This window comes from Streptomyces olindensis (assembly GCF_040645895.1).
Taxonomy (GTDB): Bacteria; Actinomycetota; Actinomycetes; order Streptomycetales; family Streptomycetaceae; genus Streptomyces; species Streptomyces olindensis.
Window position 1 is genome coordinate 14,964 of sequence record NZ_JBEYZD010000020.1, and the last position, 26,691, is coordinate 41,654.

Consider the following 26,691-nt stretch of genomic DNA (forward strand, 5'->3'; position numbering starts at 1 on the left):
ACTCTTGGATGGCCACTCGGTTCTGTATGAAAGGTCGTGAGCGTCCGCCCATGGGCGAGCCTCCCAGTCCGCGACACCGCGCGTCCCGCCCCGTCCTGGAGAACCATGGAACGGGGGTGAACCGATGACCGAAGTGCTCCTGCTCCTCGCGGCGATCCTGCTCTCGCTCGCCTGCGGCGCCTTCGTGGCGGCGGAGTTCTCCCTCACCACGGTCGAGCGCGCCGAGCTGGAACGGGCGGTGGAGCGCGGCGAGCGGGGCGCGCAGGGCGCGCTGAAGGCCGTACGGAACCTGACGTTCCAGCTCTCCGGGGCTCAGCTCGGCATCACCGTCACGAACCTGGTGGTCGGCATGCTCGCCGAGCCGTCGATCGCCGCGCTGATCGCCGGGCCGCTGGAGGACCTCGGCGTCCCGCGCTCGGCCTCGCACAGCCTCGCGCTGGTGCTGGGCACGGCGCTGTCGACGGTGTTCCTGATGGTCGTCGGCGAGCTGGTGCCGAAGAACTGGGCGATCTCCTCGCCGCTGACCGTCGCCAAGACGGTGGGCAACGCGCAGCGCTGGTTCAGCGCCGCGTTCCGGCCCTTCATCACCCACCTCAACAACACGGCGAACCGGGTGGTGCGCCGGATCGGTGTGGAGCCCGCCGAGGAGCTGGCCTCGGCGCGCGGGCCGCAGGAGCTGGCGGCGCTCGCCCGGCACTCCGCCAAGGAGGGCGCGCTGGAGGCCGACACCGCCGAGCTGTTCGTGCGGACGCTGAACCTCGCCGACCTGACCGCGGAGAACGTGATGACACCGCGTGTGCAGGTCGTCGCCCTGGAGGTGCAGGCGACCCTGGAGGACGTGGCGAACGCGACCCGGGCCACCGGCCTGTCCCGGTTCCCCGTCTACCGCGGCACGCTCGACTCGGTCGTCGGCACCGCCCACGTCAAGGACGTGCTGGCGGTCCCGGCCGAGCGCCGGACCCGGATCTTCGTCTCCGAGCTGATGCGCGAGCCGCTGCTGGTCCCCGAGACGCTCACCGTCGACCGCCTCCTGGACCGGCTCTCCGGCAAGCGCACGATGGCCGTGGTGATCGACGAGTACGGCGGCACCGCGGGCGTCGCCACCCTGGAGGACATCGTCGAGGAGGTCGTCGGCGAGGTGCGCGACGAGCACGACCCGCACGAGCTGCCGGACCTCGCGCCGGCCGGCACGGACGAGTCCGGCCACGCCCTGTACTCGGCGGACGGCTCCGCGCGCGTGGACCACCTGGAGCGCGTCGGGCTGCGCGCGCCGGAGGGGCCCTACGAGACGCTCGCCGGGCTGGTGGCGACGGTGCTCGGCCGGATACCGGCCGCCGGTGACCGGCTCGAGGTCGCCGGCTGGCGGATGGAGGTCCTCGACGCCACGGGCCGCCGGGCGGCCCGCGTCCTGCTGCAGGCGCCCCTCGACAACGAGAAGCCCGACGAGAAGGGGGTCGAGCTGTGACCGCCGTACAGCTGCTGATCGGTCTGGCGACCCTGGTCGTCAACGCCTTCTTCGTCGGCGCCGAGTTCGCGCTGATCTCCGTGCGCCGCAGCCAGATCGAGCCGTACGCCGACCAGGGCGACCGGCGTGCCAAGAGCGTGCTGTGGGGCCTGGAGCACGTGTCCGCACTGATGGCGGCCGCGCAGCTCGGCATCACGCTGTGCACGCTGGTGCTGGGCGTGGTGGCCGAGCCGGCGATCGCGCACCTGCTGGAGCCGGCGTTCCACGCCATGGGCGTGCCCGAGGGCGCCGGGCACGCGGTGTCCTTCGTGATCGCGCTGTCCCTGGCGACGTATCTGCACATGCTGCTCGGCGAGATGGTGCCGAAGAACATCGCGCTCGCCGAGCCGGTGCGCAGCGCGCTGACGCTCGGGCCGCCGCTGGTGGCGCTGTCCCGGGCGCTGCGGCCGGTGATCTTCACGGTGAACGCCTTCGCGAACACGCTGCTGAAGCTGCTGCGGGTGGAGGCCCGGGAGGAGGTGGCCGCCTCCTACTCGGACGCGGAGATAGCGCAGATCGTGAAGGACTCCAGCGAGGCCGGGCTCATCGACGATCGCGCCCAGGAACGGCTGCACGACGCCCTGGAGCTGGGCCGCCGCCCGGTGCGCGACGTGGTGCTGCCGCTGGAGCGCGTGGTGTACGCGCGCGTGGGCGTCACGCCGGACCAGTTGGAGCGGCTGTCGGCGGAGTCCGGGTTCTCACGGTTCCCGGTGGTGGACGAGGGGCGGCGGATCGTCGGCTATCTGCACGTGAAGGACGCCCTGGACGCCGCCGGACGCGAGGTGCCGTTCCGGCTGCGGGACATGCGGCCCATCGCGCGCGTGCGGGAGGGCACGCCGCTGGACGACGTCCTCACGGCGATGCGGGGCAGCCGTACGCACCTCGCGGCGGTCCTGGGGTCGGACGGGCGGCTGGCCGGGCTGGTGACGATGGAGGACGTGCTGCGGGAGCTGTTCGGCCAGAGGGCGTGAGGAACCGGTCGCCGATGCTCCCGGACGGGTGACCGACTGCTGGGTATGTGCACGGGATACTATTTCCGCCGCCATGGACACGAACCCCACCTACAGCAGCCTGGTCGCGGTCGGCGACTCCTTCACCGAGGGCATGTCGGACCTCCTGCCCGACGGCACCTACCGGGGCTGGGCCGACCTGCTCGCCGCGCGGATGGCGGCCCGTACCCCCGGCTTCCGGTACGCCAACCTCGCCGTGCGCGGCAAGCTGATCCGGCAGATCGTCGACGAGCAGGTGGACGTGGCGGCGGCCATGCAGGCCGACGTCGTCACCCTGGTCGGCGGCCTCAACGACACCCTGCGCCCCAAGTGCGACATGGGCCGGGTGCGCGGGCTCCTGGAGGAGGCCGTGGGGAAGCTGGCCCCCTCGTGCAAGCAGCTCGTGCTGATGCGCAGCCCGGGCCGGCAGGGCCCCGTCCTGGAGCGGTTCCGGCCGCGCATGGAGGAGCTGTTCGCCTGCGTCGACGAGCTGGCGGCGCGGCACGGCGCGATCGTCGTCGACCTGTACGGCGCCCCGTCGCTCGCCGATCCGCGGATGTGGGACGTGGACCGGCTGCACCTGACGGCCGAGGGCCACCGCCGGGTCGCCGAGGCCGTCTGGCAGGAGCTCGGTCACGAGCCGGAGGACCCCGAGTGGCGCACGCCGATGCCGGCGACCCTGCCGCCGGGCTGGGTCATGCGGCGCGCGGCGGACGTACGGTTCGCCCGGCAGCACCTGCTGCCGTGGATCGGCCGCCGCCTGACGGGCCGCTCCTCGGGGGACGGGCTGCCGCCGAAGCGGCCGGAGCTGCTGCCGTACGAGGACCTGGCGTAGCCGCAGGTGGTCGCCCTCGGGACGCTCTCGTAGGTTCCGACGAACCCACCCGTTGCGCTGGCCTGCACGAATCGCCAGTAGAATCCGTCCACGTGACTTCCGCTCCCGCCAAGCCCCGCATCCCGAACGTCCTCGCCGGACGCTACGCCTCCGCCGAGCTCGCCACGCTCTGGTCGCCCGAGCAGAAGGTGAGGCTGGAGCGGCAGCTCTGGCTCGCCGTGCTGCGTGCCCAGAAGGACCTCGGGATCGAGGTGCCGGACGCGGCCCTCGCCGACTACGAGCGTGTCCTCGACACCGTCGACCTGGCCTCCATCGCCGAGCGCGAGAAGGTCACGCGGCACGACGTGAAGGCGCGGATCGAGGAGTTCAACGACCTCGCCGGGCACGAGCACGTGCACAAGGGCATGACCTCCCGCGACCTCACCGAGAACGTCGAGCAGCTGCAGATCCGGCTCTCCCTGGAGCTGATGCGCGACCGCACGGTGGCGGTCCTGGCGCGCCTGGGCAAGCTGGCCGGCGAGTACGGCGAGCTGGTCATGGCCGGCCGCTCGCACAACGTGGCCGCGCAGGCCACCACCCTCGGCAAGCGTTTCGCGACCGCCGCCGACGAGCTGCTCGTCGCGTACGGCCGCGTCGAGGAGCTGCTGGGCCGCTACCCGCTGCGCGGCATCAAGGGCCCGGTCGGCACGGCCCAGGACATGCTGGACCTGCTCGGCGGGGACGCCGCGAAGCTCGCGGACCTGGAGCAGCGGATCGCCGCGCACCTGGGCTTCTCGCAGGCGTTCACCTCGGTCGGCCAGGTCTACCCGCGCTCGCTGGACTACGAGGTCGTCACCGCGCTGGTGCAGCTGGCGGCGGCGCCGTCGTCGCTGGCGAAGACGATCCGGCTGATGGCCGGGCACGAGCTGGTCACCGAGGGCTTCAAGCCCGGCCAGGTCGGCTCCTCCGCCATGCCGCACAAGATGAACACCCGCTCCTGCGAGCGCGTGGGCGGCCTGATGGTCATCCTGCGCGGCTACGCCTCGATGACCGGCGAGCTGGCGGGCGACCAGTGGAACGAGGGCGACGTGTCCTGCTCGGTGGTGCGCCGGGTCGCGCTGCCGGACGCGTTCTTCGCGCTGGACGGCCTGCTGGAGACGTTCCTGACGGTGCTCGACGAGTTCGGCGCGTTCCCGGCGGTCGTCGCCCGGGAGCTGGACCGCTACCTGCCGTTCCTCGCCACCACCAAGGTCCTCATGGGCGCCGTGCGCGCCGGTGTCGGCCGGGAGCTGGCGCACGAGGCGATCAAGGAGAACGCCGTCGCCTCCGCGCTCGCCATGCGCGAGCAGGGCGCCGAGCGCAACGAACTGCTCGACAAGCTCGCGGCCGACGCGCGCATCCCGCTGGACCGCGCCGAGCTGGACGCGCTGATGGCCGACAAGCTGTCCTTCACGGGTGCCGCGGGCGACCAGGTGGCCGCCGTCGTCGCCCGGGTCGAGGAGATCGTCAAGCAGCACCCCCGGGCCGCGGGCTACACGCCCGGCGCGATCCTCTGACGCGCCGCGGACGATGCCCCGATTCACCCCCGAGGAGCTGGCGGCCGCCCGCGACCGTGTCGTACCGGACGTGGTCGCGGACGGTCTGCGGGTGCTGTTCTGCGGGATAAACCCCGGGCTCATGACCGCCGCGACGGGCCATCACTTCGCCCGCCCGGGCAACCGCTTCTGGCCGGTGCTGCACCGCTCCGGGTTCACGCCGCGGCTGCTGAAGCCGTCCGAGCAGCGGGAACTGCTGTCGTACGGGCTCGGCATCACCAACGTCGTGGAGCGGGCGACCGCCCGGGCCGACGAGTTGAGCGCCGAGGAGTACCGGGAGGGCGGGCGGCTGCTCGCGCTGAAGGTCGGGCGGCTGCGGCCGCGCTGGCTGGCCGTGGTGGGCGTGACCGCGTACCGGGCCGCGTTCGACGACCGGAAGGCACAGGTCGGGCCGCAGTCGCGGACGATCGGGGACACGCGCGTGTGGGTGCTGCCCAACCCGAGCGGGCTGAACGCCCACTGGACGGCCGAGACGATGGCCGAGGAGTTCGCGCGGCTGCGGGAAGCCGCCGAGGGCTGATCGGACACGGCGAGCGGTCGTCGGGCACGGCGAGCGGTCATCGACGCCGCCGGTCGCTCACGGCGGAGCGACGCTACCGGTCCCTCATGGCGGGGCGATCTCCGTCACCAGGGCCAGCAGTCGGAGCTCCCGCCACGGGTCCCGGTCGGTGACCGCCACGGCGACCCAGCGGCCGGTGCCCTCCACCTCCCACAGATGGGCGACGTTCGCGCGCTCGCTCAACTCGGCCCACGGCCGGGGTATCTCCTCGCGCTCGGTGCGCAGGAGGACGGTCTGCAGGTTGTAGGGCGGGGTGTCGCCCCAGCGGGAGGCGAGCAGCTCGTAGACCGCGTCCCGGTCCTTCTCGTACTGGTCGACCACCACCGCCCACTGCGCCGGGTCGCTGTCCGTCGCGGCCGCTAATACCGCGACGTGGTGGCCGGGCCCCGAGGCGCCGACGTCCGACGGGCCGTGCTCCGCCGGAAAGGGGCGGTAGCACAGCTCGTCGATGAGGGCGATGTGCTGTGCGATGTTCATGGATCCAGTAAACCCGCCGCCACTGACACTTGGCGGGGCATCAGCCGGGTCCCGGTCAGGCGTCCCGGCGGCGCAGGCGCCACGCTCCCACCAGCAGGGCGGCGGCGGTCCAGAGCGCGGTCACCGCGAGCCCCGACCACGGACCGAGGGTTCCCTCGTGCGTCTCGTGGAGGACCAGCTGTCCCGCCTTGTCGGGCAGGAAGTCGGCGACGGTGCCCGTCGCGTCGCCGATCACGAACGACACGACGAGGATGAACGGGACCATCAGCGACAGCGTGGCCACGCCGCTGCGCAGCAGGGCGGCGAGCCCGGCGGCGAACAGGGCCATCAGCATGAGGTAGACACCGCAGCCCACGACCCCGCGCACCTGCTCACCGGTGCTCAGCCCGTCGGCCGCCGTGCCGAGCCCCGCCCGCGCCAGCAGGAGGGCGGTGAGTGCCGTCAACCACCCCGTCAGCAGGGCCGGTACGGCGATGACGGCCGCCTTGGCCGCGAACCACCGGCCGCGCCGCGGGACCGCGGCCAGCGTGAGCCGGAGCGCGCCCGAGTGGAACTCCGTCGACACCGCCACGGCCCCGAAGGCGACGGCCGCGATCTGCCCCGGTATGACACCGGACAGCGCCGTGAACAGCGGGTCGAAGTCCGGGTCGGACGTCTCGGAGACACCGGCGATCGCGGAGAACGCCGTGGTCGCCGCGAACAGGGCCAGCAGCGCGCCCGGCAGCGAGCGGAGCGTGCGGATCTTGAGCCACTCGGAGCGGAGTACGGGCGTGAATTCCATGGTCAGGCCTCCTGGGGCTGGGCGGCGAACTCGGTCTCGGCACCGGTGAGGTCGAAGTAGGCCTGCTCCAACGTGGCCTCCTCGGCGGCGAGTTCCAGGACCGGCACGCCCGCGGCGGAGGCGATGCGGCCGATGTCGTCCACGCGCGCGTGGTCCACGGTCCAGTGACCGTCCTCGTGTTCCACGGCGTCGTGGCCGTGCCGGGCGAGTGCGCTCTTGAGGGCGACGGGGTCGGTCGTGCGGACCCGGACGCGGGGCCGCACGCGCGCGTGGATGAAGTCCCGCATCGGGGTGTCGGCCAGCAGCCGCCCCCGGCCGAGCACCACGAGGTGGTCGGCGAAGGACGCGGTCTCGTTCATGAGGTGGCTGGAGACCAGGACCGTGCGGCCCTCTTCCGCGAGCCGGCGCAGCACCTGCCGGATCCACACGATCCCTTCGGGGTCGAGGCCGTTGGACGGCTCGTCCAGCATGACGACCTCGGGGTCGCCCAGCAGGGCGGCGGCGATGCCGAGCCGCTGGCGCATGCCCAGGGAGTACGTCCGCACGCGGCGGCGGGCCACGGGCGCCAGGCCGGTCTCCTCCAGCACCTCGTCGACCCGCCGGTCCGGGATGCGGTTGCTCGCGGCCAGCACCCGGAGGTGGTCGCGGGCGGTGCGGGAGCCGTGCGCGGCCTGCGCGTCGAGCAGGGCGCCCACGTGGCGCAGGGGTTCGCGCAGGGTCGCGTAGGCGCGGCCGCCGAGCGTGGCGCGGCCGGCCGTCGGACGGTCGAGGCCGAGCACCAGCCGCATGGTGGTGGACTTCCCCGCGCCGTTGGGGCCGAGGAAGCCGGTGACGCGGCCGGGCAGCACGCGGACGGTGAGGTGGTCCACGGCTCGCCGGCCGCCGAACTCCTTGGTGAGGTCCTGGATGTCGATGCTGGTCATGGCAGCAGCGTGCCCGTCGGTGCGGTGCCCTGGCCTCCCCCGGCGGTGGAGATCGGCTCCCCCGTGCGGGGGAGGCTCGTTGTCGGTGGTGGCTGGCACGATGGCGCAATGGTCCGCATGCTGCGCCCGTTGACGCGGGCGGTGACGTACACGCGGTGGCTGCACCTGGCGGTGGCCACGGTGTGGCCGACGCTGTGGCTGTTCATCGATGAGGCGTGGTGGACGCAGGTCACGGCCGCCGTGCTGCTCGGACTCGCCGGACTCGTGCCCGCCACCCGGGTCGTGGAGGGGTTTCAGGCCAGGCTGCTGCTCACCGGCCGCCGGCAGGACGGTGAGAGCGCGGACATCGTGACCACCCCGTCGGGCACGTGGGCCGATCGCGGGCGGACGGTGGTGTGGCTGGAGGCGCGACTGTGCCTCGGCTGGGTCGTCACCAACCTCACCGTCCAGTTGCCGTTCCTCGCGGTCGACCTGCTGACGACGGGGCTCGGTTTCGGGCCCGCCGCCGACGGGTTCGTGACCGTCGAGGAGAACCACTGGTGGCACGCCGTGCTCGCACCCGTGCCGTTGGCCCTGTCCCTGGTGGTCGTGGTGTGGTCGGGTCACCTTGCCACCGCGCTGGCCGGACAGCTCCTCGGGCCGTCACGCGCCGAGCGGATGGCCGCACTCGAGGAACGCACCGAACAACTGCTGGAACGCACGCGGATCGCCCGCGAGCTGCACGACTCCATCGGTCACGCGCTCACGGTCGCCGTCGTGCAGGCGGGGGCCGCGCGGGCGGCGGGCGACCCGGCCTTCACGGACCGGGCGCTGAGCGCCATCGAGGAGACCGGGCGGACCGCCCTGGAGGACCTGGAGCGGGTGCTCGGCGTGCTGCGCGAGTCCGGGAAGCCGGTGAGCGGCAGGCCGACTCTCGCGGACGCCGACCGGCTGCTGGAGTCCGCGCGCGCCTCCGGGGCGAAGGTCGACGCCGAGGTGACCGGCCCGGTGGACTCCGTGCCCGGGCCGGTGTCCCGGGAGGGCTACCGGATCCTCCAGGAAGCGCTGACCAATGTGCTGCGGCACGCGGGCGCGGTCCCGGTGCGCGTGCGCGTGCACGCCGGCGACGGCACCCTCGTCCTCGCGATACGCAATCCGCTCCCGGCCGCGATACCGGGCCCGGGACGCGGCAGCGGCCTGCGCGGGATACGCGAGCGCGCGGCCCTGCTGGGCGGGCGGGCCCGGACCGGCCCCGACGAGGGTGACTGGCAGGTGCATGTCGAGCTGCCGCTGAGTTGATCTACGCTGGGCCGATGCCGGTCACCGTTCTCCTCGTCGACGACGAACCCCTCGTGCGCGCGGGTCTGCGGGCCGTGCTGGAGGCGCAGCCCGACATCGAGGTCGTCGGGGAGGCCGCGGACGGGGCGGCGGTGATCCCGCTGGTGCGGCGGCTGCGGCCGGACGTGGTCGCCATGGACGTCCGGATGCCGCTGCTCGACGGCATCGAGGCCACCCGGGCACTGCTGCGCACGGTCGACGAGCCGCCGCGGATCCTCGTGGTGACGACGTTCGAGAACGACGAGTACGTGTACGAGGCGCTGCGCGCGGGTGCCGACGGTTTTCTGCTGAAGCGGGCCCGGCCGGCCGAGATCGTGCACGCGGTGCGGCTGATCGCCGAGGGCGAGTCGCTGCTGTTCCCGGCCTCGGTGCGGCAGCTCGCCGCCGAGTACGGCGAGGGCGGCGGCAACCGTGCGGCGCGGGCCGCGATGGAACGGGCCCAGCTGACCGAGCGCGAGGCGGAGGTGCTGCGGCTGATGGCCCGGGGCTTGTCGAACGCGGAGATCGCGGCCCGGCTGGTCGTCGGGACGGAGACCGTGAAGTCGCATGTCAGCTCCGTGCTGGCGAAGCTGGGGGCGCGGGACCGCACCCAGGCGGTGATCGCCGCCTACGAGTCGGGGTTCGTGGCGCCGGGCTGAGGGGCGGGGCCGGTCCTGCCTCCCGCCGTGGTGCGCCGCCCTGCCCCTCGCCGTGGCGCTCCGTGCCGAAGTACGATCCGGCCAACACGCGCACGACCTGGGAGGACGGACGGTGGGGCGGCTGACCGGCGGGGATCCCTCGCTGCTGCGCAGGATCAACTCCGCGGTGGTGCTGCACGCGCTGCGTGCCACGGACTGCGCGACGCTGACCGAGATCACCAGGGTGACGGGGTTGTCCCGGCCGACCGTCGAGGGCGTCGTCGAGGGGCTCATCGAGGCGGGGCTCGTCGTCGAGAAGGCGGCCGAGGAGGGTGCGGCCCGGCGGCAGGGCCGTCCGGCGCGGCGGTTCCGGTTCCGGGCGGAGGCCGGGCATCTGCTGGGCGTGGAGATCGGCGCGCACCGGGTGGCGGCGCTGCTGGCCGATCTGGACGGCCGGGTGATCGGTTCCCAGGCCAGGGACGTGGCGGAGACGGCGGGGGCCGACGAGCGGCTGGAGCGGGTGCGGGGGACGGTGGCCGAGCTGCTGCGGCGGGCCGGGGTCGCACGCGGCTCGCTGCGGGCCGTCGGGGTGGCGACGCCCGGCATCGTCGAGGCGGACGGCACGGTCCGGCTGGGCACGGCGCTGCCCGGCTGGACGGGACTGCGGCTGGGCGAGCGGCTGAGCCGGTCGTTCAAGTGCCCGGTGCTGGTCGAGAACGACGCCAACGCGGCGGCCGTCGCCGAGCACTGGAAGGGCGCGGCCGGCGAGTCGGACGACGTGGTGTTCGTGCTGGCGGGGCTCAGCCCGGGCGCCGGTGCGCTGATCGGGGGGCGGCTGCACCGGGGCTACGGCGGAGCGGCCGGTGAGATCGGGGCGCTGCACCTGCTGGGCCGGGAGGTGACGCCCGAGACGCTCCTGTCCACCACGGACGAGCCCCTGCACCCCCTGGACGAGCAGGCGGTGGCCGAGGTCTTCGCGCAGGCCCGTGAGGGCGACCAGCGGGCCCGCGCCGCCGTGGACCGCTTCATCCAGCGCCTGGTCCACGACGTGGCGGCCCTCGCCCTCGCGCTCGACCCGGAGCTGGTCGTCATCGGCGGCTGGGCCGCGGGCCTGGACGGCGTCCTGGATCCGCTCCGCCGGGAACTCGCCCGCTACTGCCTGCGCCCTCCGCAGGTGACGCTCTCCCGCCTGGGCGACGCGGCAGTGGCGACGGGCGCCCTGCGCCTGGCCTTGGACCACGTGGAGGAACAGCTGTTCACTGTGGAGGGCAGGACAACGACTCCTTAAGGGGCGCGGGGAACTGCGCGACCGGCCACACACCACCCGCAGCCCGTCACGCACCGCACCCCTACGGTGCCGAGGTCAGGACGCCCTCCGCTGCGGCCCGGCATCGATCTCCACGCCCCCCGCGTCCCCGAAGGTCAACCGGCACGTGTCAGCGCGATACGTGGCAACCGACAGCGCAGCCGTATGCCCGGCGGCGACGAACCGCGTCGTCACCACCAGCACGGGCGCCCCGGGCAGCCGGTCCAGCTCCTTCGCGTCGTCGGCCCCGGCGGAGCCGAGTTCCACCGCGTTCTCCTGCCGCTCCAGCTCCACGCGCTGCAGTTCTCGGAGCACCGCACGCGCGCGTGCCGCTCCGGACGGCGCGTCGATCGCGGAGAGCTCCGGCACCGAGGACAGCGGGACGTACAGCAGCTCGGCGGCCACCGGCCGGCCGTGCGAGACGCGGGAGCGGCGCACGATGTGCACGGGTTCGTCGCCGCCGGTCCCCAGCGCGTCGGCGACGGCCGCGGGCGGCACCGCCGCCGAGCAGTCGACGGGCTGCCAGGCGTCCTCGGGGCCGCCCGGCCACGTGTGCGGGCCGGTGCCGAGGGAGACGCCCATGCGGGGCGGCGCGACGGTCGTGCCGACACCGCGGCGGCGCTGCAGCCTGCCTTCCAGTTCGAGCTGCTCCAGGGCCTGGCGGAGCGTGGCGCGGGCGACGCCGAAGCGGGCCGCGAGGTCGCGCTCGTTGGGCAGGATCTCGCCCACGGAGAACTCCGAGTCGAGCGCTTGACTGAGCACGGTCTTGAGATGCCAGTACTTCGGTTCCGGCACCGATTCCAGCTGCGTGGTCCCCACCCTGTCCTCCGCAATCGCCGTGGTCGGCGGCTTTTTAGCGCCCTTGTTTATTAAAGGTTGTTGCACTTCTCTGCGACCATAGGGCGGCCCTGATCCTTGGTCAAGACCAATGGCCGGGAACGTTCACGGGACAGGTGTACGGCCTCGCGGCCGCACCGCTCGGCGGTGTCTAGAGGGCGGTCAGCGACCGCAGCTTGTCGGGGTTCCTGATGACGTAGACCGCCTGGACGCGGCCGTCGGCGACGTCGAGCTGGAAGACGGCGTCGGGCCGGTCGCCGGACAGGACCAGCACGGCGGGGCCGCCGTTGAGCTCCAGGAGGCGGACGGACAGGTCCGGGAGGCTCTTCTGGGCGGCACCGACGAGGAAGCGGCCCACCTTGTCGGCGGTCTGCAGGACCCGCAGCGGCGCCCGCGCCTTGCCGCCGCTGTCGCCGACGAGCCGGACGTCCGGGGCGAGCAGGGCCATCAGGCCCTCCAGGTCGCCGTCGGCCGCGGCGGCGAGGAACCGCTCGGTGAGGTCGCGGCGCTGGGCGGGGTCGACCTCGTAGCGCGGCCGCCGCTCCTCCACGTGCTTGCGGGCCCGGCCGGCCAGTTGGCGCACCGCCGGTTCGCCGCGGTCGAGCATGGCGGCGATGTCGCCGTACGGGAAGCCGAAGGCCTCGCGCAGCACGAACACCGCCCGTTCCAGCGGTGACAGCGACTCCAGCACGACGAGGACGGCGAGGGAGACGGAGTCGGCGAGCACGGCCCGCTCGGCGGTGTCCGGCACGGTGTCCCCGAAGTCGGTGACGTACGGCTCGGGCAGCCAGGGGCCGACGTACGTCTCGCCGCGGGACTTGATCTGGCGCAGCCGGTCGATCGCGAGGCGGGTGGTGATCCGCACCAGGTAGCCGCGCGGTTCGCGCACGTCCGCGCGGGTGGCTCCGGACCAGCGCAGCCAGGCCTCCTGGACCACGTCCTCCGCGTCGGCGACGCGTCCCAGCATCCGGTAGGCGACGCCCAGCAGGACGGGTCGGTGGGTCTCGAAGACGTCGGTCGCGGTCTCGGTGGTCACGGCTCCATCCCAGCCCACCGGTGGGGCGCTGTCCAGGCGGAATCGCCCCGCGCCGGACACAATGGCCGACAGGACGCCGGTGATCGGCGGCGCGGCTCCCGGAGGTGGCCATGCGGTACGCGGTGCTGGGGACGGGGGAGGTCGGACGCACGCTGGGCGGCCGGCTGGTGGAGCTGGGACACGAGGTGACGCTCGGCTCGCGGACGCGGGACAACCCGGCCGCGGTGGAGTGGGCCGCCGCGGCGGGTTCCGGGGCGCACGCGGGGACGTTCGCGGACGCGGCGGCGTTCGGCGAAGTGGTGGTGAACGCGGTGGGCGGGCGGGTGGCACTGGCCGCGCTGGAGGCGGCGGGGGCGGCGAACCTGGGCGGGAAGGTGCTGGTGGACGTCTCCAACCCGCTGGCGTTCGAGGAGGGCGAGCTGCGGCTCTCCCCCGTCGAGTCGGACAGCGTGGGCGAGCAGATCCAGCGGGCTTTTCCGCACGCGCGCGTGGTGAAGACGCTCAACACGGTCAACTGCCGGGTGATGGTGGAGCCGGCGCGGGTGCCGGGCGGGCACCACGTCTTCGTCTGCGGGGACGACCCGGAGGCGAAGGAGCAGGTGACGGCGCTGCTCGGGGAGTTCGGCTGGCCGGCTGATCGCGTGCTCGACCTCGGCGGCATCCGGGCCGCCCGGGCCGTGGAGATGTGGCTGCCCCTGTGGGTCGGCCTGCTGCGGAAGTTCGGGCACGCGGAGTTCAACCTGGAGGTGCGCCGGGCCCGTTGAGCGGCCCGGTAGGAGGAGGAAAGCGGCGGCACGGCGGGGAACGCGGCGACACCTTGGGGCTACCCGTGGGTAGCAATTGCTGACAAGCTGTCTACAGCGTCCGTCAGCCAGCACAGCCGAGGAGCACCCCATGGCCGCCACCGTCTCCTTCGACGTCGCCACCCCGCGCGGCGAACAGAACGTGACCCTGTCGTACACGCGCGAGGGCAGGGGCGCCCCGCTGCTGTTGCTGCACGGCATCGGCCACCACCGGCAGGTGTGGGACCCGGTGATGCCCGCGCTGGCGGCCGAGCGGGACGTCATCGCCGTGGACCTGCCCGGATGCGGTGAGTCGCCGGCGCTCCCCGGCGGCATGGCCCACGACCTGCCGACGATGAACGCCGTCCTCGCGGCCCTGTGCGAGGCGCTGGACCTGGAACGCCCGCACGTGGCGGGCAACTCACTGGGCGGCCTGCTGGCCCTGGACCTGGCCCGGGCGCGCCTCGTCCGCTCCGTCACCGCCCTGTCCCCCGCCGGGTTCTGGAACGCGGCCGAACGCCGCTACGCCTTCGCGGTGCTGATGACGATGCGGCAGATCGCCCAGCGGATGCCGCTGCCGGTGGTCGAGCGGCTGGCCCGACCGGCGATCGGCCGCACCCTGCTGACCAGCACCATCTACGCCCGCCCCGGCCGGCGGTCCCCCGAGGCCGTGATCGCCGAGACGCTGGCGCTGGCCCGGGCCCAGGGGTTCTCCGAGACGCTCCGCTCCGGCAGGACCGTGCAGTTCACGGACGACATCGTGGGCACGCCGGTCACCGTGGCGTGGGGCAACCGCGACCGTCTCCTGATCCCCCGCCAGGGCGTGCGCGCCAAGGGCGTCATCCCCCAGGCCCGGCTGGTCCGGCTGCCCGGCTGCGGTCACGTCCCGATGAACGACGACCCGGCGCTGGTCGCCCGGGTGGTGCTCGACGGCAGCCGCTGAACCGGAACTCCTGCCACCGGCGGGGGCGTTCTAAGGTCTCCCCCATGAGGCCATCGCAGAGCGATCCGGGCACGAATGCCGTGTCCGCCGCCTGGGAGGTGCTGCTCCCGGCCGCCTCGGCGCCGGCACGCGCGCGTGGCCGCGCCCTCCAGGCGGCGCTGCGCGAGGCGGTCCGCTCGGGCCGGCTGGCGCCGGGCACGCGGCTGCCGTCCAGCCGGGACCTCGCGGCGGACCTGGGGGTCTCGCGGGGGCTGGTCACCGAGGCGTACGAGCAGCTGACGGCGGAGGGCTATCTGCGCAGCGGCCGGGGCGCCGGGACGTGGGTGGGCGCGGCCGCACGGGCCGCCCGGCCGCGTGCGCACGACCTCGCCCCGCGCACGCCCGGCGCCCGCGCCGACTTCGTGCCCGGGACGCCGGACCTGTCGCTGTTCCCGCGCGCGGCCTGGGCCGCCGCACAGCGCGCCGTGCTGGCGGACCTGCCGCACCAGGAGCTGGGCTACCCCGATCCGCGCGGACTGCCCCGGCTGCGGACCGCGCTGGCCGGGCTGCTCGCCCGGCGGCGGGGCGTGGTGGCCGACCCGGAGCGGATCGTGATCGTCTCCGGGGTGGCCCAGGCGACGGCCCTGCTCGGTTTCGCGCTGCACGCGCGCGGAGTGCGTGCCGTCGGTGTGGAGGACCCCGGCAGTCCCCAGCACGACGCCCTGTACGCCGCGGCCGGGGTCACGGCCGTGCCGCTGCCTCTGGACGACGAGGGGATCGCCCTCCGGCCGCTTCGGGAGTCGGGCATACGGGCCGTCGTGACGACACCCGCCCACCAGTTCCCCACCGGCCTCGCCTACTCGGCCCGCCGGCGCGCCGGACTGCTCGACTGGGCGCGGTCCGTGGACGGCATCGTCCTGGAGGACGACTACGACGGCGACTTCCGCTACGACCGCGCCCCGGTCGGCGCGCTCCAGGGTCTCGACCCCGACCGCGTCGCCTACACGGGATCCGTCAGCAAGTCCCTCGCCCCGGGCCTGCGCCTGGGCTGGCTGCTGGTGCCGGAGTCCTGGGCGGCGGAGATCGTCGAACGCAAACGCACCATGGATCTCGGCCACCCGGCCCTCGACCAGGCCCTGTTCGCCCGCTTCCTGGAACGCGGCGACTACGACCGGCAGTTGCGCCGCTGCCAGCGCGCCTACCGCGAGCGGCGTGACGTGCTGGTCGCCGCCCTGGAGGAACACTTCCCGGGCGCGGAGGTGTCCGGGATCGCCGCGGGCCTGCACGTGATCGCCACGCTGCCGGAGCGGTACGGCCCCGAGGAGCGGTTCCTCGCGCGCGCGGCCGCGGCCGGGGTGGCCCTGCGCCCGCTGTCCTCCTGCACCCACGCGCGGACCGGGGACGCCGAGGCGAAGGAGGTGCGGCTCGTCCTGGGCTACGCGCACGTCCCTCCGGCCCGGATCGCCGAGGGGATCCGCCTGATGGCGGAGGCGGCCTCCGGGTGACCCGGCGTGCTCGCCCGGTTCCCTCACCCCGCGGTCAGTTGTTCACTTGGGGTTCGTGTGTGCGCTGCGGCGTGCCAGTAGTTGTGGCTCTGCACACTGGCCGGATCCCGTCCCTGGAGGCGTATCCATGTCCCACCGTCCGTTCCCCGGGCGCCGTAGCGTCCTGCGCGGCTCCCTCGCCGCGTCGGCGGCCCTCTCCCTGCCCACCGCGCTCGGCGCGGCGCCGGCCTTCGCGCGGTCCGGGCGCCCCCAGGCGCGGTGGGGTGTGCAGGCCGGAGACGTGACCTGCGACTCCGGGCTGGTGTGGGTGCGCTCCGACCGGCCGGCCCGGATGATCGTCGAGACGTCGGCGACCGAGTCGTTCCGCAACCCGCGCAGATGGCGCGGCCCGCTGCTGGGCCCGGGCACGGACTTCACCGGCACGACCCCGCTGCGCGGCCTGCCGCCCGGCGAGCAGATCCACTACCGCGTGCTGCTCGCCGACCCGGACGACCCGCGCCGCACCGGCGAGCCGGTCACCGGCACCTTCCGCACCGCGTCCGCGAAACGCCGCGACGGCGTGCGGTTCGTCTGGTCCGGCGACCTGGCCGGACAGGGCTGGGGCATCAACCCGGACCTCGGCGGCTACCGGATCTACCGGTCGATGGCCGCTCTGGACCCGGACTTCTTCCTCTGCAGCGGCGACAACATCTACGCCGACGGCCCGATCGCCCCGACCGTGACCCTGCCCGACGGCCGCACCTGGCGGAACGTCACCACCGAGGAGAAGGCCAAGGTCGCCGAGACGCTCGCGGAGTTCCGCGGCAACTTCCGCTACAACCTCCTGGACGAGAACCTGCGCGCCTTCAACGCCCAGGTCCCCTCGATCATCCAGTGGGACGACCACGAGGTCACCAACAACTGGTACCCGGGCGAGATCCTCGGCGACACCCGGTACACCGAGAAGAACGTCGACGTGCTCGCCGCCCGCGCCCGCCAGGCGTTCTCCGAGTACTTCCCGATCTCGACGCTGCGCCGCCCCGACGGCCGCGTCTACCGCGTGCAGCGCCACGGCCCGCTGCTGGACGTCTTCGTCCTGGACATGCGCACCTACCGCAACGCCAACTCCCCGGACGACCAGCCCGCCGACGCGCAGGGCATCCTGGGCCGCGAGCAGCTGGAGTGGCTCAAGCGCGAACTGTCCCGCTCCCGGGCGGTGTGGAAGGTGATCGCCTCCGACATGCCGCTCGGCCTGGTCGTCCCGGACACCGGCGACGGCAAGCCGAACATCGAGGCCGTCGCCCAGGGCGACCCCGGCGCGCCGCTCGGGCGCGAGCTGCAGATCGCCGAGCTGCTGCGGTTCGTCAAGCACCGGCGGATCACGGGCACGGTGTGGCTGACGGCCGACGTGCACTACACCTCGGCGCAGCACTACCAGCCGTCGCGGGCCGCCTTCACCGACTTCGAGCCGTTCTGGGAGTTCGTGTCCGGCCCGCTCAACGCCGGGGCCTTCCCGGCGAACACGCTCGACGGCACCTTCGGCCCGGAGCGCGTCTTCGTGAAGGCCCCGGCCACGGCCAACGTCTCGCCCGCGGGCGGCTACCAGTTCTTCGGCGAGGTCGACATCGACGGCGGCAGCGGCGAGCTGACGGTGCGTCTGCGCGAGCAGGACGGCACCGTGCTCTTCACCCAGGTGCTCCAGCCGGGCCGGGTCGGCCAGTAGGTACGGAGCGCAACGTTTGAAGGAGTGATAAAGAGGGCACGATGCCCTTTTTACCCGCCAGTCACAAGGCGTTCGTGATCACGCAACACCATTCCGTCACAGTGGGTGCATGAAGCGAGAAGTGACGGAAGTGAAGCATCTGGACGACGGCGGCCGGGCGGGCCGTCGGCAGCGGCTCTCGGCGGCGTTCCGGGCCTGGCGAACACGACGCCACGAACACGCGCCGCCGACGGGCGATACCGGGTCCCCGGCACCGGAGCCGGTGCCGGGGGCGAACACACTGTGGCGGATGCGGACCACGGTGAAGGACGAGCCGGGGTCGCTGGCGGCGCTGTGCACGGCCCTCGCCGGTCAGCGGGTCGACATCCTCAGCCTCCAGACGCACCCGCTCGCCGAGGGCACGGTGGACGAGTTCCTGCTGCGGGCCCCCTGCGAGCTGTCGGCGTCGGCGATCACCACGGCCGTCCGGTCGGCCGGCGGATCCGACACCTGGATCGAACGGGCCGACGCGCACGACCTGGTGGACGCGCCGACCCGGGTCCTCTCACTCGCCGCCCGCACCGCCCTGGACGCGGCGGAACTCCCGCTGGCGCTGCGCCAGTTGCTGGGCCGGTGCACCATCCGCTCGCAGCCCGCGCCGGCCGGCGGCGGCCGCGTGCCGGGGGGCCTTCCGGTGGAGGGCGCCCTCGACGACACGGTGATGCGGCTGCGCGCCCCGGAAGGCGGAGTGATCACCGTGGAGCGGCCGTACCTGCCGTTCACCCCGACCGAGTTCGCCCGCGCCAGGGCGCTGGTGGAACTGGACGCCCGGCTCGGTCCGCGCATCCCGCACGGCAGGGACGTGCTGACCCTCGCCGAGGGCAGCGACATCACCGTGCGGCGGGCCGACACACGTGACCTCCAGGCCGCGCGGGCGATGCACGAGCGGTGCTCGCCGCGCACGCTGAAGCTGCGCTACCACGGGCCGGTCGGCGACGCGGACCGGTACCTCAACCACCTGCTCAGCCCGCGGTTCGGGCGCACGCTGGCCGTGCAGACGGCCTCCGGGCGGCTCGCCGGGCTCGGTCATCTGCTGTGGGACGGCGACGAGACCGAGGTCGCGCTGCTCGTCGAGGACGAGTGGCAGCGGCGTGGCATCGGCGCCGAGTTGCTGCGGCGGCTGGTGGCGATGGCCCGTGAGGCCGGGTGCACGAGTGTGTATGCCGTGACGCAGGCGTCCAACACGGGGATGGTCGCGGCGATGCGGGGGCTGGGGTTGCCGCTCGACTACCAGGTCGAGGAGGGGACGCTGGTCATCACGGCGCGGCTGGCTGAGTCCGCGGTGACGACCGGTGCGGAGGAGTTGGGGAGCGCCTCCGCACCGTAGGACGTCATGACCGTAGGCGGGTGCGGGTGCGCTGTGGTTGTTCGCGCACACGCGGCGGAGCCGCACATCAGTACAGCCCCGCGCCCTTTTCGGAACGCAGCGCCCGGGCGAGGTCCTGCCACAGGTCCTCCACGTCCTCCAGGCCCACGGACATGCGCAACAGCCGATCGCCGATCCCCGCTCCCCTGCGGTCCTCCGCCTCCACGATGCGGTGGCTGATGGACGCCGGGTGCTGGATCAGGGTGTCGACGCTGCCGAGGCTCACCGCCGGGGTGATCAGGCGTACCCCGGCGATGACCTCGTGGGGGTCGCCGTGGACCTCGAAGGAGACCATGGCGCCGCCGATGCGGGGGTAGTGGACGCGGGCCACGCGCGGGTCGGCGGCGAGGCGGCGGGCGAGTTCGGCCGCCGTGGCGGAGGCGGCCCGGACCCGGACGGGCAGCGTGGACAGGCCCCGCAGCAGCAGATAGCCGGCCAGCGGGTGCAGGACCCCGCCCGTCGCGAAGCGCACCTGGCGCAGCCGGCCCGCGAACTCCTCGTCGCACGCGACCACGCCCGCCAGCACGTCCCCGTGCCCGCCGAGGTACTTGGTGGCGCTGTGCAGCACCAGCCGCGCCCCCTGCTCGGCGGGGCGCTGCAGGACCGGAGTGGCGAAGGTGTTGTCGACCAGCAGCGGCACCGAGCCGCAGGCGTGTGCCACGGCCCGCAGGTCGACCTCGGCGAGGGTGGGGTTGGCCGGGGACTCGACCATGACCAGGCCGGTGTCCGGGCGCAGCGCGTCGGCGACTCCGGCCGGGTCGGTCCAGGTCACGTCCGAGCCGAGCAGACCGGCGGTCAGCAGGTGGTCGCTGCAGCCGTACAGGGGACGCACGGCGACGACGTGACGCAGGCCCATGGAGGCGCGGGCGAGGAGGACGGCGCTCAGCGCGGCCATGCCGCTGGCGAACGCGACCGCCGCCTCGGTGCCCTCCAGGCGGGCCAGCGCGGTCTCGAAGCGGGCGACGGTCGGATTGCCCAGGCGTCCGTACACGGGCGGGCCGTCCGGCTCGGCGCCGGTGGCGGCGAACGCGTCGATCCGGGCCGCCTCGCCGCGGCTGTCGTACGAGGGGTAGGTGGTGGACAGGTCGATCGGCGGGGCGTGCAGCCCCTGCCGGGCCAGGTCGTCCCGCCCGGCGTGCACGGCCTCGGTGGCGAGTGCTCGCGGTGCGGTGCGTACGTCGTCGTGGGCGCCCATGCTCGCTGTGTCCATGACCGTAGGGTGAACACCGGCCGGGGCTGTGGGGGTGAACCCCGTGCTACGTTCGGCCGATGACCGAATCCGTCGTACTGGACCCGGTGGATCTCCATCTGCTGCGGCTGTTGCAGAACGACGCCCGGACGACCTACCGGGATCTCGCCGCGCAGGTCGGGGTGGCGCCGTCGACCTGTCTGGACCGGGTGGCCCGGCTGCGCCGCTCCGGGGTGATCCTCGGGCACCGGCTGGAGCTGGATCCGGCCAAGCTGGGGCGCGGCCTGGAGGCGCTGCTGTCGGTGCAGGTCAGGCCGCACCGGCGGGAGCTGGTCGGGCCGTTCGTGGAGCGGATCCGGGCGCTGCCGGAGTCGCGGACCGTCTTCCATCTGACCGGGCCGGACGACTATCTGGTCCACGTGGCGGTCGCCGACATGGCCGATCTCCAGAGGCTCGTGCTGGACGAGTTCACGGCCCGGCGGGAGGTGGCCCGGGTGGAGACCCGGCTGATCTTCCAGCAGTGGGAGTGCGGGCCGCTGCTGCCGCCTTCGCCCTCGGCTCAATCCGCGTGACGTGTGCGGCCCCTCGTACGAGGATGGCCGCATGTCTGAGATCAAGAGCCCGCTGCCCCGCGAGGTCGCCGACGCCTACGTCGACGAGCTCATCGCCCTCGACCCGATCACCGGCACGTTCCTCGGCGTGAAGGAGAGTTCGAGCAGGCTGCCCGACACCTCGCCCGCGGGCCAGGAGGCGTTCGCGGAGCTGGCGCGCCGGACGCTGGCCCGGCTGGACGAGGCCGAGCGGCAGCCCGGCGCGGACAGCGACATCGAACGCCGCTGCGGCCGGCTGCTGCGCGAGCGGCTCACCGCCGAACTCGCCGTGCACGAGGCCGACGAGAGCCTGCGCTCCGTCAGCAACCTGAGCTCCATCGCGCACGCGGTGCGGCAGGTGTTCACGGTGACGCCGGCGCAGTCGGAGGAGGACTGGACGGCGATCGCCGAGCGGCTGCGCGCGGTCCCGGCCGCTCTGGAGGGCTACCGGGAGTCGCTGGCGCTCGGTCTGGAGCGGAAGCTGTACGCCGGGCCCCGCGCGACGGCCACGTTCGTGGAGCAGCTCGGCGAGTGGGCCGACGCGGACGGGCAGGGGCACGGCTGGTTCGAGCAGTACGCGGCCGCCGGTCCGGAGTCGCTGCGGTCGGAGCTGGACTCGGCGGCCCGTGGGGCCACCGAGGCCGTGGTGCGGCTGCGGGACTGGATGCGGGACGTGTACGCGCCGGCGATCGAGGGCGCCCCGGACGTGGTGGGGCGGGAGCGGTACGCGCGCTGGGTCCGCTACTTCAACGGCACGGACCTCGACCTGGACGAGGCGTACGCCTACGGCTGGTCCGAGTACCACCGTCTCCTCGGCGAGATGAAGGCCGAGGCCGAGAAGATCCTGCCGGGCGCGGCCACGCCGTGGGTGGCGCTGGCGCACCTCGACGAGCACGGGACGCACATCGAGGGCGTCGACGAGGTCCGCGACTGGCTGCAGGGCCTGATGGACGAGGCGATGGACGCGCTCGACGGCACCCACTTCGACCTGGCCGAGCGGGTGCGCCGGGTCGAGTCGCGCATCGCGCCTCCGGGCAGCGCCGCGGCCCCGTACTACACGCCGCCGTCGGACGACTTCTCCCGCCCGGGCTGCACCTGGCTGCCGACCATGGGCCTGGACCGCTTCCCGGTCTACGACCTGGTGTCGACCTGGTACCACGAGGGCGTGCCCGGCCACCACCTCCAGCTGGCCCAGTGGAAGCACGTGGCGAAGGACCTCTCGCGCTACCAGGCGAGCGTCGGCATGGTGAGCGCCAACGCCGAGGGCTGGGCCCTGTACGCGGAGCGGCTGATGGACGAGCTGGGCTTCCTGACGGACGCCGAGCGGCGGCTCGGCTACCTGGACGCCCAGATGATGCGGGCCGTGCGCGTGATCATCGACATCGGCATGCACCTGGAGCTGACGATCCCGGACGACTCGCCCTTCCACCCGGGCGAGCGCTGGACGCCCGCGCTGGCGCAGGAGTTCTTCGGCGCGCACAGCAGCCGGCCGTCGGACTTCGTGGAGAGCGAGCTGACCCGCTACCTGTCGATGCCGGGGCAGGCCATCGGCTACAAGCTGGGCGAGCGGGCCTGGCTGCTGGGCCGCGAGAAGGCCCGCGCCCGGCACGGGGACGCCTTCGACCCGAAGGCCTGGCACATGGCGGCGCTGTCCCAGGGCTCCCTGGGCCTGGACGATCTGGTGGACGAGCTGTCCGCCCTCTGATCAGCGCCGGAAGCCGCCCTCCGAATCGATGACCTGCCCGGTGACCCACTCCCCCTCGTCCGTGGCGAGCCACGCGATGAGGCGGGCCGGGTCGTCGGGCATGCCCCACCTCCCGGCGGGGAAGCGGGCGGCGACGGCCTCGTAGTCCTCGCCGGTCATGTAATCCGTGTCGACGGGGCCGGGATTGACGGTGTTCACGGTCACCGCGTGTTCGGCGAGCGCCGTCGCGAGGGACCGTGTGACGGAGGCGAGGGCGCCCTTCTGGAGGGCGTAGGCGAGTTCCCAGGGCATGCCACCCGCGATGTCCTGCCCGGACGTCATCATCATCACGCGTCCGCCCGGGGTGCGGGGCGGCAGTGCCGCCCGCAGCCGGGCGTAGGCCTGGACGAGCAGGATCACGGAGCGGGTGTCGACCGCCCAGTGCGTGTCGAGCATCGCCGTGTCGATCTCGGCCAGGGCGCCGTCGAACCCGCTCTGCGCGTGGTTGGCGACGAGGATGTCGAGGCGTCCCCCGAGCGCGTCGGCGGCCCTGGCGACGAGAGCGGCGGGCACGGTCGGGTCGGCCAGGTCGCCGGGGCCGGCGACGACCCGGGCCCCGGGATCGCCGAGTGCGTCGCGCACCGAGGCGAGGACGTCCTCGGGGCGGTCCGCGCCCCAGGGTTGGCCGGCGTCGTGCGGCACGTGGTGGTGCAGGTAGACGCTCGCCCCGTAGGCGGCGAGGCGGCGGGCGACGGCGTGTCCGATACCGCCGCGGCGGCTGGCGCCGGTGACCAACGCGGTCCGGCCGCGCAGGGGCAGGGGGTCGCGGCGCAGTTCTTCGGGGGTGGGGTGAGGGTGACGGGGCATGACTTCATCGTGCGGGGGACCCACTGCCCGACGCACCTGCTTTTCCCCTCAGGGATGGGGCAGACCACAGCACGCCCGCACCCGCCCTGCGGCGCCCCTCGGCGCCTGGGGCGGCTACCGCGGTGCCAGCAGGCGGAGATGGACCAGGTCGAGCCAGGTCTCGGGGCCCGGCCGGACCCGGGCCGCGCGCACCGCGTACCGGCCGGGCTCCAGGGCGACCCGTACGTGGTCGGTCCCGGAGGTGTCCCTACCGGGCCAGGCCGCGTCGAACAGGAGGACCGTGCCGGGTACGTCCCAGCTCACCTCGGTCCCCCACTCCGCGGTCCGGATCGCCGCGGGGACGCTCGCCAGCAGTTCGTCCTCGGAGTTGCCGGCGCACCACCGGACGAAGGCACCGTGGTCGGGCAGGTAGGCGGTGGAGGCGGGTTCCTCCCCCAGGACCAGGGCCGTGCAGTCGCCGACCGGGAGGAGTCCGACGTGGCCGTCCACCTCGCAGGCCCGGTCGTAGTCCGACGCCGTCTCCTCGCCGTCGGCGCCCGCCCAGAACGGCAGGACGGTCTCGGGTACCGCTATCAGCGGCCCGCCGCCCGACTCCACCCACTCCACGACGCCCGGCTCCGCGTATCGCACCATGGCGCAAGAACCTACAGGTTCAACTCGCGGCAAAAAATCGGGGGTTCGGCAGCGCGGTCGCACCGCGGGGGGCGGGGCACCATGTGGTGCCCCGCCCCTGGGCCGGTGGGCCGGTGGGCCGGTGGGTCAGGCGGTCGCGGCGAGCGGCTCGGAGGCCGGCGGCGCCAGTCGGCCGGTGCGGTGCAGGCCGTACAGGGCGGCCGCGCAGGCCAGGCCGAGCACGCACAGCGTGATCCAGGGCAGCGCGGGCAGTCCGGCCGCGCGGGCGGCGTCGAGCGCGGCGCCCGTGCCGAGATTTCCGACGGTGATGCCGATGCCGCAGATCGTGTTGTACAGCCCGTAGTGGGTGGCGACGAGACGGTCACCGGAGAGACGGACGATGGTGTCCATCTCGAACGGGTAGGCGATCATCGTGCCGATGGCCAGCAGCAGCGCCGCGAGCGTCGGCGGAACCGCCGCCAGCAGCCACAGCCCGAGCCCGGAAGCCGGTACCGGCACGGCGGTGGCGAGCAGCAGGGGCACGAAGGCCAGCCCCATGGCCGCGAGCCCGCGCACGAGCGCCTGTCCCGGCTCGTACCGCGCCTTGCACCACGCCGTCACCCGCGTCTGGCCGAGGATCGTGGTCAGCCCGGACACGGCGAAGAGCATCGCCACCGCCGCCGTGCCGAACTCGCCGTCGCCGCCCAGCCGTCGCACCTCCAGCGGCAGCGCCAGGTACACCTGGAAGGACAGGACGTACGAACCGATCATGGCGAGGGAGAAGAGCAGGAACGGCCGGTTGGCGAGGATGCCGCGCCACTGGGCGAGCACACCCTCACCGGCGTGAGCGTCCTGCCGCTCGGCGTCCGGTGACCTCCTGGCGGGCAGCGCGCGGATCTGCACGACGCTCAGCAGCGCGAAGATCCCGGCCGACACCAGGCAGGTGACGCGGAAGTCCACGCCGGTCAGCACCATGCCGGCCAACGGGCCCAGCAGGATGCCCGCCTGGTAGAACACGTTGAAGAGGGCGAACGCCTCGACCCTGCGCTCCCCCGCGTCGGCCGCGAGGTACGCCCGTACGGCCGGGTTGAACAGCGCCCCGGCCAGCCCGGTGGCCGCCGAGGCGGCGAGCAGGGCGGGCAGGGAGTCGACCAGGCCGAGCGTCGCGAAGCCGAGGGTGCGCAGCACGCATCCGGCGACGATCAGCGGCTTGTAGCCGAGCCGGTCGGCGAGTGTGCCCCCGACCAGGAACATGCCCTGCTGGCTGAAGTTGCGTACGCCGAGGACGAGTCCGACGATCCAGCCGGCCAGTCCGAGCGTTCCGGAGAGGTGGGCGGCCAGATAGGGCATCAGCATGTAGAAGCCCAGGTTGATGGTGAACTGGTTGACCATCAACAGCTGGACGCTGCCTTCGTACGACCGGACCTGGGTGTAGAGCCCCTTCACCGGTCCTCCTCCGAGGCGTCGGGCTCGACGTCCGATGCGCCCTGAGCGGCCGGCAGGGTGAGGGGGTCGACGACGGTGGTGCACCGGGTCCAGCGGGTGACCTCCTTCTCGTCCGGGCGGCCGAGCAGCGCCGGTTCGGGTGCCGGTGGTGACTCCAGCAGGCCGTGGGCGGCGCAGTAGTCGTCGTCGTAGACGGTCCCCAGGTAGCGCTGCGGACCGTCGGGGAAGATCGCGACGATCCGGGCGTCCGCCGGCATCGTGCGGGCCAGCCAGCCGGCCACCAGCGCGACCGCGCCGACGCTCCAGCCGCCGGTGGCGTAGTGGGAGGCGGCCAGTTGACGGCACGTCCACACGGCCTCGTGCGGGGCGACCCAGTGGACCTCGGAGAAGTTCTCGTAGGCGACGTTGCGAGGGTGGATGCTGGAGCCGAGTCCGCGCATCAGCCGGGGCCGGGCGGGCTGGCCGAAGATCGTGGAGCCGATGGTGTCCACGCCGACGACGGCCAGCTCGGGGTAGAGCTGGCGCAGCACGCGGGAGACGCCGGCCGAGTGGCCGCCGGTGCCGACGCTGCACACCAGCACGTCCATGTGGCCCATCCCGGAGGCGAGTTCGAGGGCCAGCGGGGTGTAGGCGGCGACGTTGTCGGGGTTGCCGTACTGGTCGGGGCACCAGGAGCCGGGGTGCTGCTCCAGCAGCCGCTGTACGCGGTCGCGGCGGGCCTGCTGCCAGCCGCCGGTGGGATGCGGCTCGGAGACGACGTTGACCTGGGCGCCGTACGCGGTCAGCAGCCGGGTCATGGACAACTCCAGCCCCGGATCGGTGACCAGGGTGACCGGGTGGCCGTACACCATCCCGGCCAGTGCCAGCCCCAGTCCGAGGGTGCCGCTGGTGGACTCGATGATCCGCCCGCCGGGCCGCAGGTCGCCACGGGCCCGGGCCCGCTCCACCATGTGCAGCCCCGGACGGTCCTTGATGCCGCCGGGGTTGAAGCCTTCGAGCTTCGCCCAGAAGCCACGTCCGGGCGGGGCCGGCGGCTCCGACACCCGCAGCAGCGGGGTGTTGCCCACCAGCCCGGACAGGGCGGGCCGGCCGGAGAGGGTCGCGGCCTTGGTCGATGACTGCATGTCTATGTGTTCACTCTCGCTCGATGCGTACCGGTGCGGGTTCGTCTCGCGCGTCCTGGCCATGAGGCGGACCGTGCGTCCGCGCTCGGGCCCCGGGCACGCGGCAGC

General features: G+C 73.7%; 25 protein-coding genes. 15 read left to right on the top strand and 10 right to left on the bottom strand.

The features are described from left to right. Positions 1 to 124 precede the first annotated feature (124 nt). The 5 genes from ABZ948_RS15215 to mug all read left to right on the top strand — a co-directional run bounded on the left by ABZ948_RS15215 (position 125) and on the right by mug (position 5,422). Positions 125 to 1,465 (top strand): hemolysin family protein, encoded by a 1,341-nt coding sequence (locus tag ABZ948_RS15215; RefSeq protein WP_359759651.1) that lies wholly within the window; start codon positions 125 to 127, stop codon positions 1,463 to 1,465. Then, the gene (locus tag ABZ948_RS15220; RefSeq protein ID WP_359759653.1) at positions 1,462 to 2,475 is read left to right on the top strand and encodes a hemolysin family protein; all 1,014 of its coding nucleotides are present in this window, start codon (positions 1,462 to 1,464) and stop codon (positions 2,473 to 2,475) included. The genes ABZ948_RS15215 and ABZ948_RS15220 overlap by 4 nt, the downstream gene beginning before the upstream one ends. 73 nt (positions 2,476 to 2,548) lie before the next feature. After that, entirely contained in the window at positions 2,549 to 3,328 is a 780-nt protein-coding gene (locus ABZ948_RS15225; RefSeq protein ID WP_359759655.1) for an SGNH/GDSL hydrolase family protein, read from the top strand. 92 nt (positions 3,329 to 3,420) lie between these two features. After that, positions 3,421 to 4,863 (top strand): adenylosuccinate lyase, encoded by a 1,443-nt coding sequence (gene purB, locus ABZ948_RS15230; RefSeq protein ID WP_359759657.1) that lies wholly within the window; start codon positions 3,421 to 3,423, stop codon positions 4,861 to 4,863. 13 nt (positions 4,864 to 4,876) lie between these two features. Beyond that, entirely contained in the window at positions 4,877 to 5,422 is a 546-nt protein-coding gene (gene mug, locus ABZ948_RS15235) for a G/U mismatch-specific DNA glycosylase (RefSeq protein ID WP_359759659.1), read from the top strand. An 84-nt stretch (positions 5,423 to 5,506) separates the two neighbouring features. Here mug and ABZ948_RS15240 read toward each other — a convergent pair whose 3' ends face one another. The 3 genes from ABZ948_RS15240 to ABZ948_RS15250 are packed head-to-tail and all read right to left on the bottom strand — an operon-like array spanning position 5,507 to position 7,642. Then, positions 5,507 to 5,938: a hypothetical protein gene (locus ABZ948_RS15240; protein ID WP_359759661.1), complete on the bottom strand. Its 432-nt coding sequence runs from the start codon at positions 5,936 to 5,938 to the stop codon at positions 5,507 to 5,509. 55 nt (positions 5,939 to 5,993) lie between these two features. Then, on the bottom strand, positions 5,994 to 6,719 hold the full coding sequence (locus tag ABZ948_RS15245; RefSeq protein WP_359759663.1) for an ABC transporter permease: 726 nt from the start codon (positions 6,717 to 6,719) through the stop codon (positions 5,994 to 5,996). Between the two features lie 2 nt (positions 6,720 to 6,721). After that, positions 6,722 to 7,642, bottom strand: coding sequence for an ABC transporter ATP-binding protein (locus ABZ948_RS15250; RefSeq protein WP_359759665.1), 921 nt, complete (start codon positions 7,640 to 7,642; stop codon positions 6,722 to 6,724). Positions 7,643 to 7,750: 108 nt separating this feature from the next. Between ABZ948_RS15250 and ABZ948_RS15255 the strand changes: the two genes are divergently transcribed. From ABZ948_RS15255 to ABZ948_RS15265, 3 genes are all read left to right on the top strand, one after another. After that, the gene (locus tag ABZ948_RS15255) at positions 7,751 to 8,920 is read left to right on the top strand and encodes a sensor histidine kinase (protein WP_359759667.1); all 1,170 of its coding nucleotides are present in this window, start codon (positions 7,751 to 7,753) and stop codon (positions 8,918 to 8,920) included. Between the two features lie 14 nt (positions 8,921 to 8,934). After that, positions 8,935 to 9,597 carry a response regulator transcription factor gene (locus ABZ948_RS15260; RefSeq protein ID WP_037765530.1) on the top strand — a complete coding sequence of 221 codons (663 nt, stop codon included), beginning with the start codon at positions 8,935 to 8,937 and terminating at the stop codon, positions 9,595 to 9,597. A gap of 112 nt (positions 9,598 to 9,709) precedes the next feature. Further along, complete coding sequence (locus tag ABZ948_RS15265; RefSeq protein WP_359759669.1) at positions 9,710 to 10,864, top strand: ROK family transcriptional regulator; 1,155 nt, start codon at positions 9,710 to 9,712, stop codon at positions 10,862 to 10,864. A 75-nt stretch (positions 10,865 to 10,939) separates the two neighbouring features. On the opposite strand, the gene ABZ948_RS15270 is transcribed toward ABZ948_RS15265, so the two are convergent. Both ABZ948_RS15270 and ABZ948_RS15275 read right to left on the bottom strand, forming a co-directional pair. Then, positions 10,940 to 11,701, bottom strand: a complete 762-nt coding sequence (locus tag ABZ948_RS15270; protein WP_359759671.1) for a GntR family transcriptional regulator — start codon at positions 11,699 to 11,701, stop codon at positions 10,940 to 10,942. Positions 11,702 to 11,870: 169 nt separating this feature from the next. Further along, a complete protein-coding gene (locus ABZ948_RS15275; protein WP_359759673.1) occupies positions 11,871 to 12,755 on the bottom strand; it encodes an RNA polymerase sigma-70 factor in 885 nt (294 codons plus the stop codon). 110 nt (positions 12,756 to 12,865) lie between these two features. On the opposite strand from ABZ948_RS15275, the gene ABZ948_RS15280 reads away from it, so the two are divergent. The 5 genes from ABZ948_RS15280 (at position 12,866) to ABZ948_RS15300 (ending at position 19,032) form a co-directional block, all read left to right on the top strand. After that, positions 12,866 to 13,519 (top strand): NADPH-dependent F420 reductase, encoded by a 654-nt coding sequence (locus ABZ948_RS15280; protein WP_359759675.1) that lies wholly within the window; start codon positions 12,866 to 12,868, stop codon positions 13,517 to 13,519. A 130-nt stretch (positions 13,520 to 13,649) separates the two neighbouring features. Further along, the gene (locus ABZ948_RS15285) at positions 13,650 to 14,480 is read left to right on the top strand and encodes an alpha/beta fold hydrolase (RefSeq protein WP_359759677.1); all 831 of its coding nucleotides are present in this window, start codon (positions 13,650 to 13,652) and stop codon (positions 14,478 to 14,480) included. Between the two features lie 44 nt (positions 14,481 to 14,524). Continuing rightward, the gene (pdxR, locus tag ABZ948_RS15290; RefSeq protein ID WP_359759678.1) at positions 14,525 to 15,964 is read left to right on the top strand and encodes a MocR-like pyridoxine biosynthesis transcription factor PdxR; all 1,440 of its coding nucleotides are present in this window, start codon (positions 14,525 to 14,527) and stop codon (positions 15,962 to 15,964) included. A 127-nt stretch (positions 15,965 to 16,091) separates the two neighbouring features. Further along, positions 16,092 to 17,666 (top strand): alkaline phosphatase D family protein, encoded by a 1,575-nt coding sequence (locus tag ABZ948_RS15295; protein ID WP_359759680.1) that lies wholly within the window; start codon positions 16,092 to 16,094, stop codon positions 17,664 to 17,666. Positions 17,667 to 17,775: 109 nt separating this feature from the next. Continuing rightward, positions 17,776 to 19,032: a GNAT family N-acetyltransferase gene (locus ABZ948_RS15300; protein WP_359759682.1), complete on the top strand. Its 1,257-nt coding sequence runs from the start codon at positions 17,776 to 17,778 to the stop codon at positions 19,030 to 19,032. A 67-nt stretch (positions 19,033 to 19,099) separates the two neighbouring features. On the opposite strand, the gene ABZ948_RS15305 is transcribed toward ABZ948_RS15300, so the two are convergent. Next, positions 19,100 to 20,281 (bottom strand): trans-sulfuration enzyme family protein, encoded by a 1,182-nt coding sequence (locus tag ABZ948_RS15305; RefSeq protein WP_359759683.1) that lies wholly within the window; start codon positions 20,279 to 20,281, stop codon positions 19,100 to 19,102. A gap of 59 nt (positions 20,282 to 20,340) precedes the next feature. Between ABZ948_RS15305 and ABZ948_RS15310 the strand changes: the two genes are divergently transcribed. Then, complete coding sequence (locus tag ABZ948_RS15310) at positions 20,341 to 20,832, top strand: Lrp/AsnC family transcriptional regulator (protein ID WP_359759685.1); 492 nt, start codon at positions 20,341 to 20,343, stop codon at positions 20,830 to 20,832. A gap of 31 nt (positions 20,833 to 20,863) precedes the next feature. Next, positions 20,864 to 22,555 carry a DUF885 domain-containing protein gene (locus tag ABZ948_RS15315; protein WP_359759687.1) on the top strand — a complete coding sequence of 564 codons (1,692 nt, stop codon included), beginning with the start codon at positions 20,864 to 20,866 and terminating at the stop codon, positions 22,553 to 22,555. On the opposite strand, the gene ABZ948_RS15320 is transcribed toward ABZ948_RS15315, so the two are convergent. The 4 genes from ABZ948_RS15320 to ABZ948_RS15335 form a co-directional block, all read right to left on the bottom strand. Then, on the bottom strand, positions 22,556 to 23,401 hold the full coding sequence (locus ABZ948_RS15320) for an SDR family oxidoreductase (RefSeq protein WP_359759689.1): 846 nt from the start codon (positions 23,399 to 23,401) through the stop codon (positions 22,556 to 22,558). Between the two features lie 114 nt (positions 23,402 to 23,515). Beyond that, positions 23,516 to 24,034 carry an immunity 21 family protein gene (locus ABZ948_RS15325; RefSeq protein WP_359759691.1) on the bottom strand — a complete coding sequence of 173 codons (519 nt, stop codon included), beginning with the start codon at positions 24,032 to 24,034 and terminating at the stop codon, positions 23,516 to 23,518. A gap of 126 nt (positions 24,035 to 24,160) precedes the next feature. Then, complete coding sequence (locus ABZ948_RS15330; RefSeq protein WP_359759693.1) at positions 24,161 to 25,459, bottom strand: MFS transporter; 1,299 nt, start codon at positions 25,457 to 25,459, stop codon at positions 24,161 to 24,163. Further along, positions 25,456 to 26,583, bottom strand: coding sequence for a PLP-dependent cysteine synthase family protein (locus ABZ948_RS15335; protein ID WP_359759848.1), 1,128 nt, complete (start codon positions 26,581 to 26,583; stop codon positions 25,456 to 25,458). Before ABZ948_RS15335 ends, ABZ948_RS15330 begins: the two co-directional genes overlap by 4 nt. Positions 26,584 to 26,691: the final 108 nt, after the last annotated feature.

What these genes read in the sequence shown, in the direction of transcription:
- ABZ948_RS15215 (WP_359759651.1), top strand. Translation starts at nt 125, where the DNA reads ATGACCGAAGTGCTCCTGCTCCTCGCGGCGATCCTGCTCTCGCTCGCC.
- ABZ948_RS15225 (WP_359759655.1), top strand. Translation starts at nt 2,549, where the DNA reads ATGGACACGAACCCCACCTACAGCAGCCTGGTCGCGGTCGGCGACTCC.
- mug (WP_359759659.1), top strand. Translation starts at nt 4,877, where the DNA reads ATGCCCCGATTCACCCCCGAGGAGCTGGCGGCCGCCCGCGACCGTGTC.
- ABZ948_RS15240 (WP_359759661.1), bottom strand. Translation starts at nt 5,938, where the DNA reads ATGAACATCGCACAGCACATCGCCCTCATCGACGAGCTGTGCTACCGC.
- ABZ948_RS15245 (WP_359759663.1), bottom strand. Translation starts at nt 6,719, where the DNA reads ATGGAATTCACGCCCGTACTCCGCTCCGAGTGGCTCAAGATCCGCACG.
- ABZ948_RS15250 (WP_359759665.1), bottom strand. Translation starts at nt 7,642, where the DNA reads ATGACCAGCATCGACATCCAGGACCTCACCAAGGAGTTCGGCGGCCGG.
- ABZ948_RS15255 (WP_359759667.1), top strand. Translation starts at nt 7,751, where the DNA reads ATGGTCCGCATGCTGCGCCCGTTGACGCGGGCGGTGACGTACACGCGG.
- ABZ948_RS15260 (WP_037765530.1), top strand. Translation starts at nt 8,935, where the DNA reads ATGCCGGTCACCGTTCTCCTCGTCGACGACGAACCCCTCGTGCGCGCG.
- ABZ948_RS15280 (WP_359759675.1), top strand. Translation starts at nt 12,866, where the DNA reads ATGCGGTACGCGGTGCTGGGGACGGGGGAGGTCGGACGCACGCTGGGC.
- ABZ948_RS15285 (WP_359759677.1), top strand. Translation starts at nt 13,650, where the DNA reads ATGGCCGCCACCGTCTCCTTCGACGTCGCCACCCCGCGCGGCGAACAG.
- pdxR (WP_359759678.1), top strand. Translation starts at nt 14,525, where the DNA reads ATGAGGCCATCGCAGAGCGATCCGGGCACGAATGCCGTGTCCGCCGCC.
- ABZ948_RS15295 (WP_359759680.1), top strand. Translation starts at nt 16,092, where the DNA reads ATGTCCCACCGTCCGTTCCCCGGGCGCCGTAGCGTCCTGCGCGGCTCC.
- ABZ948_RS15300 (WP_359759682.1), top strand. Translation starts at nt 17,776, where the DNA reads ATGAAGCGAGAAGTGACGGAAGTGAAGCATCTGGACGACGGCGGCCGG.
- ABZ948_RS15305 (WP_359759683.1), bottom strand. Translation starts at nt 20,281, where the DNA reads ATGGACACAGCGAGCATGGGCGCCCACGACGACGTACGCACCGCACCG.
- ABZ948_RS15310 (WP_359759685.1), top strand. Translation starts at nt 20,341, where the DNA reads ATGACCGAATCCGTCGTACTGGACCCGGTGGATCTCCATCTGCTGCGG.
- ABZ948_RS15315 (WP_359759687.1), top strand. Translation starts at nt 20,864, where the DNA reads ATGTCTGAGATCAAGAGCCCGCTGCCCCGCGAGGTCGCCGACGCCTAC.
- ABZ948_RS15320 (WP_359759689.1), bottom strand. Translation starts at nt 23,401, where the DNA reads ATGCCCCGTCACCCTCACCCCACCCCCGAAGAACTGCGCCGCGACCCC.
- ABZ948_RS15325 (WP_359759691.1), bottom strand. Translation starts at nt 24,034, where the DNA reads ATGGTGCGATACGCGGAGCCGGGCGTCGTGGAGTGGGTGGAGTCGGGC.
- ABZ948_RS15335 (WP_359759848.1), bottom strand. Translation starts at nt 26,583, where the DNA reads ATGCAGTCATCGACCAAGGCCGCGACCCTCTCCGGCCGGCCCGCCCTG.